Genomic DNA, 15,298 nt, shown 5'->3' with positions numbered 1-15,298 from the left:
ACACAAGTTGTTCTTCATAATCTCTTAATGATCTTCTTGCTACTTCGTCAGTAGCAAGCTAGGTCGGCTATATTACTCTCTATCTCTAGAAAGTCAACCAGTAATGAAAATTATTTTTAAACTTTCTTTCTAAAACCCAACTTAACCATTTCACGCTAAGTTACTGTTTTATCAGAAGTTTTAATCTTCATCACCGCCGATGGATGTGCATTCTACAGCATTTCAGAGGGCTTGCAACACCTTTTTCAAATAAATCTTACCGCATGTCTAATTTTTAGCCTTTTATGAAGTTTTTATTCATTTATTATACAATTTTGCTTAAATTACGCCTATTCCTAGTAATACAGTTTATTATTCCGGGTTAAACAACGCCACTATACTCAGAACAAGGCTTTGGGGTTTCCTTATGCATCGCTCTATTTATTTATCTTTATGCTTATTTTCTTTGGCCTCTAGCCCATTAATTTTTGCTGAAGACACTACTCAGGCTGAACAGACTGAAATAGAAACTGAATCTTCTACTACTGCTACGGTTCCACTCAGAGAAAAAATATCTTCTAAAGTGAGTCACCTGCAAACCCAGCTAAAAGTCGATGCTAGTGCTGCACAGGCTGAAGAAGTTAAAGATCCTTTCCAGGGCTGGAATAGAAAGGTGTATCAATTTAATGATGCAATCGATCAGGCAGTTGTTCGCCCCATTGCGGTTCAGTATCAGGAAAAGGTTCCTCAAGATGTGCGTGGCAGCTATACCCAGTTCCGTAGCAATTTAGGTGAACCATGGAATGCGGTAAACCAGTTGATTCAGGGCCGTCCTGCTCGTGCAGCAAAATCTTTGGGCCGTTTTACCATTAATACCTTAACTACTTTAGGTCTGGCAGACCCAGCCCGTCGTCTGGGACTGGATCATGAAGATGAAAAGTTCGGGATTACGCTAGGTTATTACGGTGTACCTTCCGGTCCTTATGTGATGTTACCGTTCCTAGGCCCAAGTTCTGTGCGTGATACTTTCGGTATGGCAGTCGATAGCCAGACCCGTCCACAGAAATATATTCTTGAAGATGATGAAGGCTTGTATTGGGGTGATCAATTCTGGCGTGCAATTGATAATCGTGCAGAATTACTTGATATTGAAGGTGTGTTAACAGGTGATCGTTATGCACAAATTCGCGATATTTATTTGCAACGCACCAATTATATGATCGCCCAGAAAAAAGGTCTGGAACAGGAATCTTTATTCCTTGAAGATGACTTCGATGATGAAAATCTTGAAGATGAATCTTTCGATGAAAATGAGACTGAATCTTCTAGTGATGACCTTTGAAACCTAAGCTCAATGATGATTTGCTAGCGAAAACCGTTCGCTAGCAATCATTTGCTTGTTATAGTACATCTTATAACTCATCCTAGGATCGAACTACCTGTCTATGTATTTCATTCAACCTACCCGTGATATTCCTTATTTAGATCAAGTGCTTGAGAAGCTTCCGCACGTTCAAGTAATCAAGCTGGAAGATCACGAGTTGTACGATGCGACGATTATTGCCATTGCAGATGTACATGATTATCTGAAATATAAGTGGAACCTTCCGACTGTCGTATTAGCGCTGGAAAATGAAGGAACAGCCTTGGCACAAGCTTGGGAACAAGGTGCTTTGGCAGGCTGGATCTGGGATAAACTGCCTGAACAACCCGATATCGCATTACAAAAAATCGATGCGCAATATAAGCGTAATCAGGATAGTCGTGATCTTCCTTCAGCAGCAGAGCTACAAAAACGTTTGCTACCGAATGAAATTGAATTAACCAATTATGCGGTTGAAACCTATTTTCAGCCTTCTGCCTATCTATCTGGCGATTGGTATGATTACTGGAAAATCAGCGATAAAGAAGTCATTTTCTATCTGGCAGATGTTTCTGGTCATGGCGTTACCAGCAGTTTATTAACATCCTGGATGGCAGCCTTTCATGGACGTTCGAAAACGCCTCGTGAGCTGATCAAGAAGCTGAACGGGATGCTGGTTCAGGAAAATATTGAAAAACATATCACCATGATAGCCGGAATTCTGAACCTGGAAACCCATGTCTTGAAATGGTCCAGTGCTGGCCACTACCCTCCTCCGATTATCTTTGAACCGAATCAGGAACCTAAAATCCTGTCATCCAGCAGCTTTCCTCTTGGCCTCACTGAAGACCTTGAGGTAGAAGAAAATGAATATATCCTCAGCCGCAATGCACGATTTATTATCTGTTCAGATGGAGCATTGGAGCCGTTTAACGGCGGTCTGAATGAACAATTTTCCCAATTATTGCATCACTTACAGAACGAATCCTTCGAGGCACCCGAACATGTTGCCGACGATATTGCCATTCTCAGCTTTATAAGAGTGAAATAGCAGTATAATCACAAGCTTTATAAGCACTTAATTTGATTGCGACTTTCAGCTACTTGAGTATCCGTAGACCCTATGGGATAATTTAATATCCTTCTCTGCAAATGGCATTTATATGTCAACAGGTCATGTTGAATATGCAAGCTTGAATGGAACGCATATTTTTAAGCTTATCGGCGAAGTGCGGGCCCAATCTTGTATTAGTCTAGACAAATTACTGAACAAACTTGAGCAGCAGGACAACGTTGTTGGCGCAATTGTTGATCTGACTGAAACCAGCTTTATTGACAGCACTGTACTGGGTGTCCTAGCAAAATTAGGACTTAAACTTAAGCAGCTCCATAAGATCCAGGCGGTGATGTTGTCGACTAACTCTGATATCACGACTCTGGCCAACAGTATGGGCTTGGGGCAGGTCTTTGTCATTTTGGATTACTGCGGTGATTCAAATGTATGTACGCGTAAACTGATGGAAGAACATGTGACGCATCAAGCAATGCTGAAAACTGTTCTGGATGCACACAAGACTTTAATGCGGTTAAATCAGAGCAACCAGAATATGTTTGAGCCCTTGGTCAAACAGTTGCAAAAAGAACAAGATAATCTAGATCAAGTGTCTGAACAAAAGGTATGAACACACAATAAGGAATCCCTATGACTTTACTTTCTGTTGCACAGATGAATTCCCAGAATGAAATTGAGCAAAATTTCATGACCATCGAATCATTAATTCAACAAAGTAAAGCAAAAGGTGCTGAGCTTATTGTCTTTCCTGAAAATTTCGTCTGTTTTGCTGCTGGTAAGCAGCGCGAAACCGCTGCTCAGTTCGAGAGCATTCAACAACGTCTGGAACAACTAGCGCATCAATATCAGATCTGGATTATCGCAGGGACATTACCCTGTCCTTATCGTCCTGATGGTTCGATTATTGAAGATGACAGGGTTCGTACCGTTAGCTTGTGTATTAGCCCAGAAAAAACTGAAGCCCGCTATGACAAGATTCACCTCTTTGATGTACAGGTCGGTGATGCTGTTGGTGGCTATCAGGAATCCCAATTTTTTGAACCAGGTACCGATGTTGTTGTTGCGAAAACACCTTTTGGCAATATCGGTATGATGGTCTGCTATGACCTGCGTTTTCCTGAACTTGCGCTTCATTTACGTGCCCATGGCGCGAATATTTTAACTGCGCCATCTGCCTTTACTTACACCACTGGCCAAATGCACTGGCAATTATTATTGCAAGCACGTGCTATGGATACCCAATGCACAGTTCTCGGTGCTGCACAACAGGGTTGGCATGGTGAAAAACGTCAAACTTGGGGACATGCCGCTGCCACAAACAGCCGTGGTCAACTTCTCGATATGGTGCATGCGGAAGGCGCACAGATTATTACGGTTGATTTTGATTTGACTGGGCAGGCCAAAGTGCGTGAGTCTATGCCACTCATGCAGCATCGCAAGCTACTAAAGTTCTCTTAAGTCAGACTTTTTACCGCATTCTCATTCGCTTGCATAAATTAACAAAATCCCTGCTTATTCTTCCCTAGAAATTATGGAGCATAGAAGTTCCATAAAAGAACAAGCAGGAAATACTCTCATGTCATTAGAAAAAGCAGTATATACCGCACGTGCCAAAGCTACAGGCGGTCGAGATGGCCGTGCAACCTCTGACGATCAGATTCTGGATGTGAAACTGGCAGTGCCCAAGGAAATGGGTGGCCCAGGTGGCGGGACCAATCCTGAACAATTGTTCGCTGCAGGTTATTCAGCCTGTTTTTTAGGTGCCATGAAGTTTGTTGCCAACCGGGATAAAATCAATATTAGCAAAGATGCCTATATTGAAGGTGAAGTTGGCATTGGTCCGATTCCTACCGGTTTTGGCATTGAAGTGACTTTAAATATTCATTTAGAAGGAATGGAACAGGACGAAGCTCAAAAGCTGGTCGATGCCGCACACATCGTTTGTCCTTATTCAAATGCAACCCGAAACAATATTGATGTTACTTTGAATGTCATCACCTAAGTCTACATAAGCATTCCACTCTCTATCCTGAAAAATCAGAAGTCATTTCAGGATAGAGCTGATTATTCTTATAAAATTTTAATCAAAATTACTTTGTGCTATTTCATAGAAAAATGATCACTTGAGATATTTACTTAAGAAAACTGTGCCTTCCTATCCCATCGAATAAAAATTTACTCTGCCGCCTCATTGGTTACACGCAAAACTTCTTCAATCGTGGTTTTTCCAGCCAGTACTTTACGTAAACCATCATCGCGAATTGAACCAGATTGCTGACGTGCATAGGTTTCCAGCTCATATTCAGCCGCATTACCATGAATCAGACGGCGCATATGCTCATCAACCGGTACAATTTCATAAATGGCGGTACGTCCACTAAAGCCGGTATTACCACACCGTTCACAACCGTGCGGTTGAGGTAATCTTAAATCCTGTGGATGCTCAATATGTTCAAACAGATTCTTTTCAAATGCATCCGCATCCTTCCAGGTCGCACAATGCGGACATAAGGTACGTACCAGACGCTGAGCAACTACCCCAATTAAGGAGCTGGATAGCAAGAATGGCTCAATTCCCATGTCTTTTAAACGGGTCACTGCACCAATCGCAGTATTGGTATGTAGTGTTGATAATACCAGGTGACCAGTCAATGATGCCTGAACTGCAATTTCTGCGGTTTCCAGATCACGAATCTCACCGACCATCACCACATCCGGATCCTGACGCAACATGGCTTTTAAAGCACGAGCAAAGGTCATGTCGACTTTGGTATTTACCTGAGTCTGACCAATCCCTTCTAACTGATATTCCACCGGATCTTCAGCCGTCAGGATATTTTTGGAACCATCATTTAGATCAGAAAGTGCTGCATATAAGGTAGTGGTCTTACCCGATCCGGTAGGTCCAGTCACCAGAATAATGCCATGAGGACGATGCACCAGGGTCTTGAGTCGATCATAATCGTTATTCATCAAGCCCAGATGAGTCATATTTAGACGGCCAGCCTGTTTGTCTAGCAATCGCATCACCACCCGCTCCCCATAAGAGGATGGCAAGGTTGAAACACGGACATCGACTTCACGCCCTGCCAGACGCAAGGAAATACGTCCATCCTGAGGAATACGTTTTTCTGCAATGTCCAGCTTGGCCATGACCTTGATCCGTGATACCAGTAATGGCGCCAGCTCACGACGTGGCTGCACAATTTCACGCAACTGCCCATCGACACGCAAGCGTACGGAAAGTCGTTTTTCGAAAGATTCCACATGAATATCTGAAGCTCCAACCCGGATTGCTTCAGACAACAAGGCATTGATCAGACGGACAATAGGCGCATCATCCTCCTGATCCATCAGGTCTTCAGCTTCAGGAACTGAATCGGCAAGACTTAATAAATCCGGGTGATCTTCCAGACCAGCCGCCACCTGCTGTGACTCACCGCTATCACCAGCAAAACTGGAACTGAGTAACTGATTGAATTCTTGTTCTGTACAATGTTGATACTGAGCCGGATGACCCAGCAAACGGCGTGCTTCCTGTAATGCAAGCATAGATGTATTGTCACGACGGACAATAAAAGCCTGATCTCCCTCGTAACGCAATAGCACACCATGACGTTTCGCAAAGCTATACGGGATTTGTAATTGTTTCAGTACTTGCATCGCAGATTATAATAATGATGAAAAAATTTAAATTGAGTGTACTCTAAGCATATGACAGCGTGAAGTATGTTTTCAAAGATTTAGCAAGAAAGGATGCCAACATTGCCCCAAGATCAAGAGGAATTGAACCTGCAGTCTCCCAGAATTCAATGGTGGGGAGAGCAAAGTTTTGAAATTAACGAGTCCAAGGCCTGGCAATTTGGCTCTCTGCTGTTTCGTTTGACCCGAGGCTTGCAAGAATGGCGACTGGAATATTATCGTCCGACGGTGCAGTACGATTATGAACAGCAATGGCATCAGATTAGTGATCCACTATTTGCATTCCCGACCCCGGTGAAAATTGAACGCTATATGTTCAAATCTACCCAAAGCAAGTTACAGCTTATGCCTCGTCTGGCGAATCGCTCCGTAGTAATTAAACCGGTTGATCCGATTTATATTCCGGCTGGACAACGTGGAACGCTCTATATCAGCACCCCGCTATGGATTGCCGGTTTTGTCGAAGGTCAACGTGAACCGATTTTTGATCTTCCAGTGATTTTACCGAAAGATACCTGGTTTGGGCCAAATCACCGTTCCGGTGAAATTTGCTATGCTACCGCAGTCGATGGCCGGACTGAATTGCAACAATTACGTCCTCGTGCATTCCGTGCTGTGACCCCGATTGAGTTTCATAATACCAGTCAGCAGCAACTGCGTTTCGATCGGATGAATGTTCCAGTACCTGCATTGCCTCTCTTTTATAGTGCCAGCACTGAACGTCTGTGGACCTCGCAGATTAAGGTTTTGCATGAAGGTCTGGATCGCCCACCCCGGATCCGGGTGGAAAACCGTACCCCGCCCAATGCGGGTGAAGTGGATTATTTACACCCACCGCGTGATCCGGCGGGAAATTTATTTAATATGTTTGATTCATTTTTCTAAGAGCGTGTGATGCCAAATTCGAATATTCCAACCGAAGTCACCAACAGTCTCAAGGGAGTATTTACCAATATTAATACCGATCGCCTGACTGAAATCGTCGTCGCGGTTGTGCTGTGTTTTATTGGTTTCCTGATCGCACGTTTTTTTTCGAATGCTTTTATCCGTACTATTGGTATACGCTTTAATGCGCATCAGCAAATGGTCTGGCGCCGCGGGATTTTCTACTTTATTTTCCTGCTGTTTGTGATGGCAAGTTTGAAGGAAGCTGGTTTTAAACTCAGTGTTTTCCTTGGTGCAGCGGGTATTTTAACCGTCGCACTGGGTTTCGCTTCTCAGACTTCAGCGTCAAACTTGATCAGCGGTATCTTCCTGATCGGTGAAGGATCTTTTGAGGTCGGTGATACCATTCAGATTACACTGATTCGTGGACATACCGTTGAAGGTGAAGTGATTTCGATTGATCTGCTCTCGGTTAAACTGCTTACCCAAGACAATATCTATGTACGTTTGCCGAACGAACAGCTGATTCGGGCTCCGGTACATAACCTGTCCAAGTTTCCGATCCGGCGTATTCCGATTACCTTGGCTATTAATTTCCATGAAGACATCATCAAGGTGCGTGAAGTACTGCTTGATGTTGCCAATAAATATCCACTGGTTCTGGCCGATCCAAAGCCTGCAGTCACAGTCACCGCCTTCCGTGAATCTTCGATTGAACTTTTGTTTGCGATCTGGTGCCAGCAGGAAAATTATCTGAAAGTCCGTGATGAAATGCAGGAACGAATCCGAAATGGCTTTCTCGATAACCAGATTGAAATTCCGGTACCGAAAATGGGCTTTGTTGATCATCCACTGGCTCGCCCACTGGAAAATGAAGACGTTGATCAATATGCCAATGAGAAGGAGCTGAAGAGAGAGCCGGATTTAAAATAACTTTTTCTAAATCACTCCTCACCTCCCTTTACTAAGGGAGGAACTGTCATAAAAAGCCTGTCTTTCTTTTACATATCGCTTAAAGCAGTGCTTTAAGCTCGTTCAGGGTTTGGGGAGATTAAATTAACGCTCAAATCGAGTAATTTAGATTCAAACCCTTTTCTCCCCATCCGGCATTGGTGCTATATACGCAATCAGTAGCATGACCCCACCGGCCAGCAAGAATGAAATCACACGTGTCAGTGTACCGGTATGAGATAAGTCGAATAACACCAGCTTCAAGCTGACGATTACCAGAATACTGCCTCCTAAAATCCACATCGGTTTAAGCCTTTTTAGCGTAGCCGTCCACATAGTCGCCCAGGCCAGCAATACCCAAAGAATCGTCAGGCTTAACTGTACTGTGGCATTACTCCACAATTCCAGGCTATTGAATGGTGTTTGCAGATAGATATGTAAGGCCCGTAATACAATATAGCTCGACAGCCATAACAGGCTTAGTACCATCAGTACCGACATCATCCCGCGATCGTGTCCTGCCCGAATCTGCTGCAACAGCATCCACAGGAAACTGGCAAGCATGGCCAGACTGATCAGATCAAATGGATTGAATAGAGGTAACCAGTAATATTGGAAAGCTTGCTGGTTAAACAGCTGTGAGCATATTAACCAAGCTCCCATTAACACTAAGCAGTTTTTACTCTGCCAGAGTAAGCGCCACTCTGAATTTTCTTTTTGTCGGTAACACCAGAACCAGAACACCAGAGGAAAAATTACCATACTCAGATAAGGCATGCTCGGTATTAGGCATACACTAGCCAAAGCCAGGCTGGCAAATACCCCAAAGCTCATCCACTCTTTGGATAAATCAATCCCTTTCACCGGTCTTAACCATAAGGCAGCCAGCAATAATGATGAAAGTGCAAAGATTCCACGCTCTAAAGCACTTGGCCAGACCAGAATCCCATTTTCGCTATGATCAACAGCCAGCAAAATCGCAATGATCACCAATGGCGTAAGACCGCTCCATTTCGGTAATAACCAGCACCATTCCTGATGCTTGCGCTGAATGATCTCACTTAGAACCGTATAACCCAGTGCAAGACTGAATAAACTATAAATATAGGCCTGCTCATGAGCGAACTCATCTTCAAGCAAGGCAAACAACATCAAAATTCCAGCAAAACTGAGAATGCTCAGAAAACTGATACTTAAACTATTCAGCTGCTGGCGATATTTGGCTTTAAGCTGACTCAGGAAGACGACAGCGACATAACAGAAGCTGAGAATCCAGAAAATTTCCCGCGGTGTGGGATTAAGCTCAATCAGATAGTAAACACTACTGAAGCCTGCCATGATCAGCAGTCCCATACTCAGATAATGCGCAACCCGAATATTCTTTTCCAATGCCCAGAGATAAATCAGTACGCCTTCAACCGCCCAACCGACTACGCTCCACTGCTCTGTCAATAAAATGGGGGGAACCAAAGCCAGAAAGATCAGCATCAGGCTGAGATAACTTTGGGAAATGACCTGAATACTCTCTCGACGGCGAACTAAGGTCCAGCAGACTGCAAATATCCCGGCAAATAACAGACTAAATCCGGCTTGCCAAAGCTTTTGATCAGGCTGATTGAAATGAATCAGATACAGGAAAATATAGGCGGTAATCGGTGCAGCGAAAATCAGGGCAAGATCCAGAACCGGTTTTAAACGAAAACGCGAAAGATCCTGCCGAGCCAGTAACTGGCTAAAACGAAAGCCCAGCCAGATGAATACCGCACTATGTGCCAGAATCAGAGTCGTCATCGTATAACGTTCGTATGTATGACCATGAATCAGGCTATACATTCCACCTACTATGACTGTGACCAGAAAAGCAATCTGGTTCAGGATTTTCCAGGGCCGCAAACTGCTAAGGAACAGCACGCCGATATTAATCAGCAAATAATAACTGATGAACTCAACCGCAGAAGCATCCCGGGTCGGCAAGGTAAACGGCGCTAGATAGGCAATGAATAAGGCCATGAATGCCAGCTCAATACTTTCCTGTTTCAAGCTTAAGTACAGCGTAATTGCCAAAATGACCAAGAACACCAGAGCTGCCAGTGGCAACGTGGCAATCACCAGATTGTAATAGGCAAAGAACAAGGTCAGAAATAATGCCCCTAATCCCAAGCCTTCCAGTCCCAGACCGAAACTGCGGTTTTTAGCGATCAGGGTATAACCCAATCCGGTCACAACAACAGCAGATAAAGCGACCAGTCCTAATTTTACCGCCAGGCTCAGCTGCCAGTGCTCTGTTGCAAAACGGAGTAATAAAATAATCCCAATGACCAGAATCGCGATCGCAGCTTTAAGAACCGGATTTCCTCGAAAAATCCACTGCTGGATCTGATCCAGCAATTGTGGTTGATCTGGACTTGCTTGAGTAGCAATAGGTAAAGGAATATCTGGTTGAGTGATTTCTGGATGAGCCTGATCTGTTGACCGGTAACGAGATTGCAACTGGACAATGTTACGTTCCAAACGCTGTAGCCAGCGTAATAGAAAGAAAATCCAGGCAGTAATACCAATACCCATGAGCCAGTTGAGCTCAGTCACGCCTCCGACAATGGCGATAATAGAAGAAATATATAGCGGTATTTTAGAATTGGCTGGCACAATCACCTGCGTCGATGCAGCCAGATCCCGCACGGGCGCTTCAATGGCACTGATATATTGCATCACGCTGATCAGGAAACCCAGACCAGTGAGATAAGTCACGATCTGCAATTCCAGATACCATGCACTTATCCCCACAATTACCAGACTAATCAGCCAGATCATACGCAATTCATTTTGCCTTGCCGTCATTCTTCTCGTTCTCGTTCCTTAACCATGTCATCATACAACAGCTTGTACTGCTTATTTCATCTTCACCCGATATTCGCTAAGCTGTAGAAACCGACTTGCCCCTGCGAGTGCAGTAAAAATCACGTACAATAAAACTGTTTTTTGAATAAGGAATTGATTACATGCCACCATTTGTCTTGGTCGATGGCTCTTACTTTTTATTTCGTGCCTTTCATGCACTACCACCATTAACCACGTCAACCGGTCTGCACACCAATGCAATTCGTGGTGCGATTTCTGCTATTCAAAAACTGATGCGCCGTACCCAGCCAACCCATATGGCGGTGATTTTCGACACGCCTGAACCGACTTTCCGTCACGAGCTATCACCTATTTATAAAGGTGACCGTCCGAGCATGCCGGAAGAACTGTCACAGCAAATTCCATACTTACATGCCTTGATTCGTGCTTTGGGCATTCCCCTGCATATGCTGCCAGGTGCGGAAGCGGATGACATTATTGGTACACTGGCTAAACGTGCTGAAGCTTTAGGCCATCAGGTGCTGATTTCGACTGGTGATAAAGACATGGCACAGCTGGTGACTGATAAAGTGACCCTGGAAGACAGTTTCAAAGAAAAACCAATGGATGTTGATGGGGTTTTTGAAAAGTTTGGTGTATGGCCAAACCAGATCATTGACTATCTGACCCTGATGGGCGATGCCTCAGACGGTATTATGGGTGTGCCTGGGATTGGGGCGAAAACTGCAGCCAAATTACTCAATGAATATGGCTCGATTGGTGGCATTCTGGAAAATGTCGACAAGATCAAAGGTAAAGTGGGTCAGAATATTAAAGACAATACCGATGGCATTGCACTGGATCATCAGTTGGCCAGCATCATTTGCGATCTGGATTTAAGCTTCACTTATGATGACCTGAAACTTCAGGATCCAAATGTAGAAGCTTTACGTAATCTGTATACTGAACTGGAATTCCGTAACCAGCTGCAATCACTGGATCATCCAAATAATCCCAATAACCGTAATTATAAACAGGCTACCCAATCGATTACTGCCAAAGCAGCACCTGAACCTCAGGAAGCCGATGAGCAGCAGGCGACACTGAGCAGTGATAATGATCAGCTTGGAGAAGCCACTTATCATACTGTGTTGACTCAGGAAGATTGGAGTAAGCTGTTTGAACGTTTAAACACTGAAAAACGCTTTGCTTTTGACACCGAAACCACCAGTCTGGATTATCGTATTGCACAGATTGTTGGTTTTTCGGTGGCTTTTGATGCACAGGATGCCTATTACGTACCGCTAGCACATGATTATGAAGGTGCGCCAGAACAGCTCAATCGTGAAGAAATTTTGGCTCAGATCAAACCGATTCTAGAAAATGAAGCCATTCAGAAAATTGGCCACCATCTGAAATATGATGCGCATGTTCTGGAAAATCACGGCATTCATCTGGTGGGCTGGTATTTTGATACCATGCTGGCTTCTTATGTATTGAACTCAGTTGCCACTCGCCACGGTATGGATGATGTGGCTCGTCTGTACTTAAGCCACTTAACCACCACTTATGAACAGGTGGCGGGTAAAGGCGCCAAACAAAAAACTTTCAATAAAATCGAGATCGAAACTGCAGCGCATTATGCGGCAGAAGATGCGCATGTGACTTATCGCTTGTTTGAAGTACTCAGCAAAAAGCTGCAGACTTATCCTGAACTGGTCAATATTCTGTACAATATTGAAATGCCTGTAGCGCGTGTGCTGACCAGTATGGAAGAAAATGGCATCCGACTGGATCTGGCTTTCCTGGATCAGCTCGGTTGTGAGTTCGCTCAAACCATGCAGAATCTAGAAAATCAGATCACGGAAATAGCCGGTGAAGCGTTTAATGTTAGCTCCCCTAAGCAGGTCGGTGAAGTTCTGTTTGACAAACTGGGCCTAAAAGGTGGTAAAAAGACCTCTACCGGTCAGTACAGTACCAGCGAAAGTGTACTGGAAAAACTGGAACACCCGATTGCTGAACTGATTTTGGAATATCGCGGTCTGTCTAAACTGAAAAGTACCTATACCGATGGTCTATGCAAACAGGCCAATAACGAAACCCATCGTGTGCATACCAGTTATCATCAGGCACTCACAGCCACTGGCCGTTTATCGTCTACTGATCCAAACCTGCAAAACATTCCCATTCGTGCAGAAATCGGACGTCAGATTCGTAAGGCCTTTATTGCACCTGAAGGTCGTGTCTTACTCGCAGCCGATTATTCACAGATTGAATTGCGTCTGATGGCACATTTATCTCAGGATGATGCGCTAGTAGATGCCTTTAACCATGGACAGGATGTGCATCGCCGTACCGCAGCTGAAGTTCTGGGTATCCCGCTTGAAGAAGTGACCAATGATCAGCGTCGTCAGGCCAAAGCCGTGAATTTCGGTCTGCTCTATGGCATGTCTGAATTTGGTCTGACCCGTCAGTTAGGTTTCACCCGTCAGGAATCACAGGAATATATCAAACAGTATTTCCGCCGCTATCCGGGAATTTATGAATATATGCAGCGTACCCGTCAGGTGGCATTGGAACAAGGCTTCGTTGAAACTATTCTAGGTCGCCGTTTATACACACCTGATATCGATGCCCGTAACATGATGGTCCGCAAAGCCGCTGAACGTGCGGCGATTAATGCACCATTACAAGGTTCAGCTGCAGACATTATCAAAATGGCGATGATTGAGGTTGATAAAATGCTACCTAAAGATCAGGCCAAAATGCTGCTACAAGTGCACGATGAATTGGTATTTGAAGTCGATGAAGCGATTGCAGATGAACTGGCTCCTCAACTGGCCGAAGTGATGCAATCTGTGATTGAAATCTCTGTGCCTTTGGTCGTGGAAGTCGGTAAAGGCATGAACTGGGATGAAGCGCATTAATACTAAAGCTCCTTCCTCCTTTTAGGAGGAAGGTTGGGATAGAGGTTATTTAAATTTATAGACCTAACCCTAACCCTCTCCTACAAGGAGAGGGAATTTTCTTGAAATAAAAAAGGACGCCTAAGCGTCCTTTTTCTTTAGGGTCTGATTAAAGACCGGTTAGCAACACAATTGCCACCTGATTCATAATCATTTCAATTACGATCAATGCCAAAATTGCCAGAATTGGAGACAGATCGATCATTCCCATATTCGGCATGATACGACGGAACGGTGCCAATAATGGTTCTGCAAGTTCCTGAACTACCTCAATATAAGGTGAACGGGATTGCGTAAACATCACCACCCAGCTCAAAATAATCGTTGCAAAAATCAGGTAACGACAGAAACGGATCAAATCCTGCATCATGGTAACGAAGGTTAGAATAAGCAAATGGATTGGACCATTTGGCATTCCCCCAGACAAATACATGATGCCAAAAATTTTCAGCAAATACAGCACGACCAAAAGTGCCAGTGCAGCAGTATTCACCCGGCCTTTACCTGCAGTTGGAAAAATACGCCCAAACACATCTACAATTTTAGTCGCTTTGACAGTAGATAGAACGACAGGATTATAAGGACTCACCGCGGCTAATTGCATTAAAAAGCGGAAGAATACGAGCAAAATCGCGACGTTAATGATAATGCCAAAAATTAGCGCAGAATTTGCACCCATACTTGAACGTTCCTAAAAATTAAACTGATAGATTATTTGCTATTGTCACTGAGCTCTTGGGCCAGTTCCTGACTACGTTTTTGCGCAGCAGCAAGCGCTGCCTGAATATTCTGAGAAATCTGCGCGCGATCAAACACTTCCAATGCCGCCTGAGTTGTACCATTCGGAGATGTTACATTCTTACGTAGCTCTGCCGGTGTATTCGAACTGGTGATCGCCATTTGCGCTGCCCCCAAAGCAGTTTGCAATGTCAATGCAGTAGCTACTTTTTCATCCAGACCTAAATTCTTGCCTGCACGAATCATGCTTTCCATCATATAGAAGAAGTAAGCAGGTCCTGAACCAGAGACTGCAGTTACGGCATCAATCTGAGCTTCTGAGTTTACCCAAATTGTCAGACCGGTAGAAGCCAAAACCTGACTCGCCAGCTCACGGTCATCATTACCAACTTCTGCATTGGCAAATAAACCATGTGCACCAGTCTGTACCAATGCGGGTGTATTCGGCATCACACGGACAATACGATCAGTACCCAATAGCGCAGATAGTGTTGCAATCTCGGCACCCGCAACAATTGAAATCACCAGCTTGCCATCAAGTAAACCTTGAAGTGGTTTTAACACACCAGCTAAAACCTGTGGTTTGACTGCAAACAGGACGATATCCGCATCTTTAATAGCAGCAATATTATCATCGGTGACATTGACTTCTTTTTCTGCAAGAAGTGAGCGTACTTTCTCAACCGGATCAGAAACTGTAATACGCGTTGCTGGCAACCCCTGCGAAATCAGCCCGCCAATCAAGGCTTGAGCCATATTACCGCCACCAATAAAACTAATATTACAATTTAAAGCTGCACTCAT

General features: G+C 44.2%; 12 protein-coding genes. 8 read left to right on the top strand and 4 right to left on the bottom strand.

Going from position 1 to position 15,298, the window contains the following annotated elements; genetic code table 11:
* Nucleotides 1-406: 406 nt before the first annotated feature.
* The 5 genes from FTV14_RS13010 to FTV14_RS12990 all read left to right on the top strand — a co-directional run bounded on the left by FTV14_RS13010 (nt 407) and on the right by FTV14_RS12990 (nt 4,416).
* On the top strand, nt 407-1,321 hold the full coding sequence (locus FTV14_RS13010; protein WP_159123041.1) for a VacJ family lipoprotein: 915 nt from the start codon (nt 407-409) through the stop codon (nt 1,319-1,321).
* Nucleotides 1,322-1,424: 103 nt separating this feature from the next.
* On the top strand, nt 1,425-2,393 hold the full coding sequence (gene gigA / locus FTV14_RS13005) for an RsbU family protein phosphatase GigA (protein WP_159123042.1): 969 nt from the start codon (nt 1,425-1,427) through the stop codon (nt 2,391-2,393).
* A 112-nt stretch (nt 2,394-2,505) separates the two neighbouring features.
* Complete coding sequence (gigB, locus tag FTV14_RS13000; RefSeq protein ID WP_004783532.1) at nt 2,506-3,024, top strand: anti-anti-sigma factor GigB; 519 nt, start codon at nt 2,506-2,508, stop codon at nt 3,022-3,024.
* Nucleotides 3,025-3,044: 20 nt separating this feature from the next.
* Nucleotides 3,045-3,872: a carbon-nitrogen hydrolase family protein gene (locus tag FTV14_RS12995; RefSeq protein ID WP_179992964.1), complete on the top strand. Its 828-nt coding sequence runs from the start codon at nt 3,045-3,047 to the stop codon at nt 3,870-3,872.
* A gap of 118 nt (nt 3,873-3,990) precedes the next feature.
* Nucleotides 3,991-4,416, top strand: a complete 426-nt coding sequence (locus FTV14_RS12990) for an organic hydroperoxide resistance protein (protein ID WP_004783539.1) — start codon at nt 3,991-3,993, stop codon at nt 4,414-4,416.
* A gap of 173 nt (nt 4,417-4,589) precedes the next feature.
* On the opposite strand, the gene gspE is transcribed toward FTV14_RS12990, so the two are convergent.
* On the bottom strand, nt 4,590-6,077 hold the full coding sequence (gspE, locus tag FTV14_RS12985) for a type II secretion system ATPase GspE (protein ID WP_004783540.1): 1,488 nt from the start codon (nt 6,075-6,077) through the stop codon (nt 4,590-4,592).
* Between the two features lie 102 nt (nt 6,078-6,179).
* Between gspE and FTV14_RS12980 the strand changes: the two genes are divergently transcribed.
* A complete protein-coding gene (locus FTV14_RS12980) occupies nt 6,180-7,001 on the top strand; it encodes a hypothetical protein (protein ID WP_257218507.1) in 822 nt (273 codons plus the stop codon).
* Nucleotides 7,002-7,010: 9 nt separating this feature from the next.
* Complete coding sequence (locus FTV14_RS12975) at nt 7,011-7,934, top strand: mechanosensitive ion channel family protein (RefSeq protein ID WP_004783545.1); 924 nt, start codon at nt 7,011-7,013, stop codon at nt 7,932-7,934.
* A gap of 150 nt (nt 7,935-8,084) precedes the next feature.
* On the opposite strand, the gene FTV14_RS12970 is transcribed toward FTV14_RS12975, so the two are convergent.
* Nucleotides 8,085-10,790 carry a DUF2339 domain-containing protein gene (locus FTV14_RS12970; RefSeq protein WP_179992966.1) on the bottom strand — a complete coding sequence of 902 codons (2,706 nt, stop codon included), beginning with the start codon at nt 10,788-10,790 and terminating at the stop codon, nt 8,085-8,087.
* A 161-nt stretch (nt 10,791-10,951) separates the two neighbouring features.
* Here FTV14_RS12970 and polA point away from each other — a divergent pair, with 161 nt between their 5' ends.
* Nucleotides 10,952-13,717: a DNA polymerase I gene (polA, locus tag FTV14_RS12965; RefSeq protein WP_179992967.1), complete on the top strand. Its 2,766-nt coding sequence runs from the start codon at nt 10,952-10,954 to the stop codon at nt 13,715-13,717.
* A gap of 148 nt (nt 13,718-13,865) precedes the next feature.
* Here the strand turns inward: polA and FTV14_RS12960 are convergent, their stop codons facing one another.
* Entirely contained in the window at nt 13,866-14,435 is a 570-nt protein-coding gene (locus tag FTV14_RS12960; RefSeq protein WP_004783550.1) for a YggT family protein, read from the bottom strand.
* 32 nt (nt 14,436-14,467) lie between these two features.
* Complete coding sequence (gene proC / locus FTV14_RS12955; protein ID WP_004783553.1) at nt 14,468-15,298, bottom strand: pyrroline-5-carboxylate reductase; 831 nt, start codon at nt 15,296-15,298, stop codon at nt 14,468-14,470.

It is taken from the genome of Acinetobacter sp. YH12236, from assembly GCF_013417645.1.
Taxonomy (GTDB): domain Bacteria; phylum Pseudomonadota; class Gammaproteobacteria; order Pseudomonadales; family Moraxellaceae; genus Acinetobacter.
This window is presented reverse-complemented; position numbering and strand designations above follow the sequence as displayed.

Coding starts and splice junctions, on each gene's coding strand:
- FTV14_RS13010 (WP_159123041.1), top strand. CDS start 407: ATGCATCGCTCTATTTATTTATCTTTATGCTTATTTTCTTTGGCCTCT.
- gigA (WP_159123042.1), top strand. CDS start 1,425: ATGTATTTCATTCAACCTACCCGTGATATTCCTTATTTAGATCAAGTG.
- gigB (WP_004783532.1), top strand. CDS start 2,506: ATGTCAACAGGTCATGTTGAATATGCAAGCTTGAATGGAACGCATATT.
- FTV14_RS12995 (WP_179992964.1), top strand. CDS start 3,045: ATGACTTTACTTTCTGTTGCACAGATGAATTCCCAGAATGAAATTGAG.
- FTV14_RS12990 (WP_004783539.1), top strand. CDS start 3,991: ATGTCATTAGAAAAAGCAGTATATACCGCACGTGCCAAAGCTACAGGC.
- gspE (WP_004783540.1), bottom strand. CDS start 6,077: ATGCAAGTACTGAAACAATTACAAATCCCGTATAGCTTTGCGAAACGT.
- FTV14_RS12975 (WP_004783545.1), top strand. CDS start 7,011: ATGCCAAATTCGAATATTCCAACCGAAGTCACCAACAGTCTCAAGGGA.
- FTV14_RS12970 (WP_179992966.1), bottom strand. CDS start 10,790: ATGACGGCAAGGCAAAATGAATTGCGTATGATCTGGCTGATTAGTCTG.
- polA (WP_179992967.1), top strand. CDS start 10,952: ATGCCACCATTTGTCTTGGTCGATGGCTCTTACTTTTTATTTCGTGCC.
- FTV14_RS12960 (WP_004783550.1), bottom strand. CDS start 14,435: ATGGGTGCAAATTCTGCGCTAATTTTTGGCATTATCATTAACGTCGCG.
- proC (WP_004783553.1), bottom strand. CDS start 15,298: ATGAGTGCAGCTTTAAATTGTAATATTAGTTTTATTGGTGGCGGTAAT.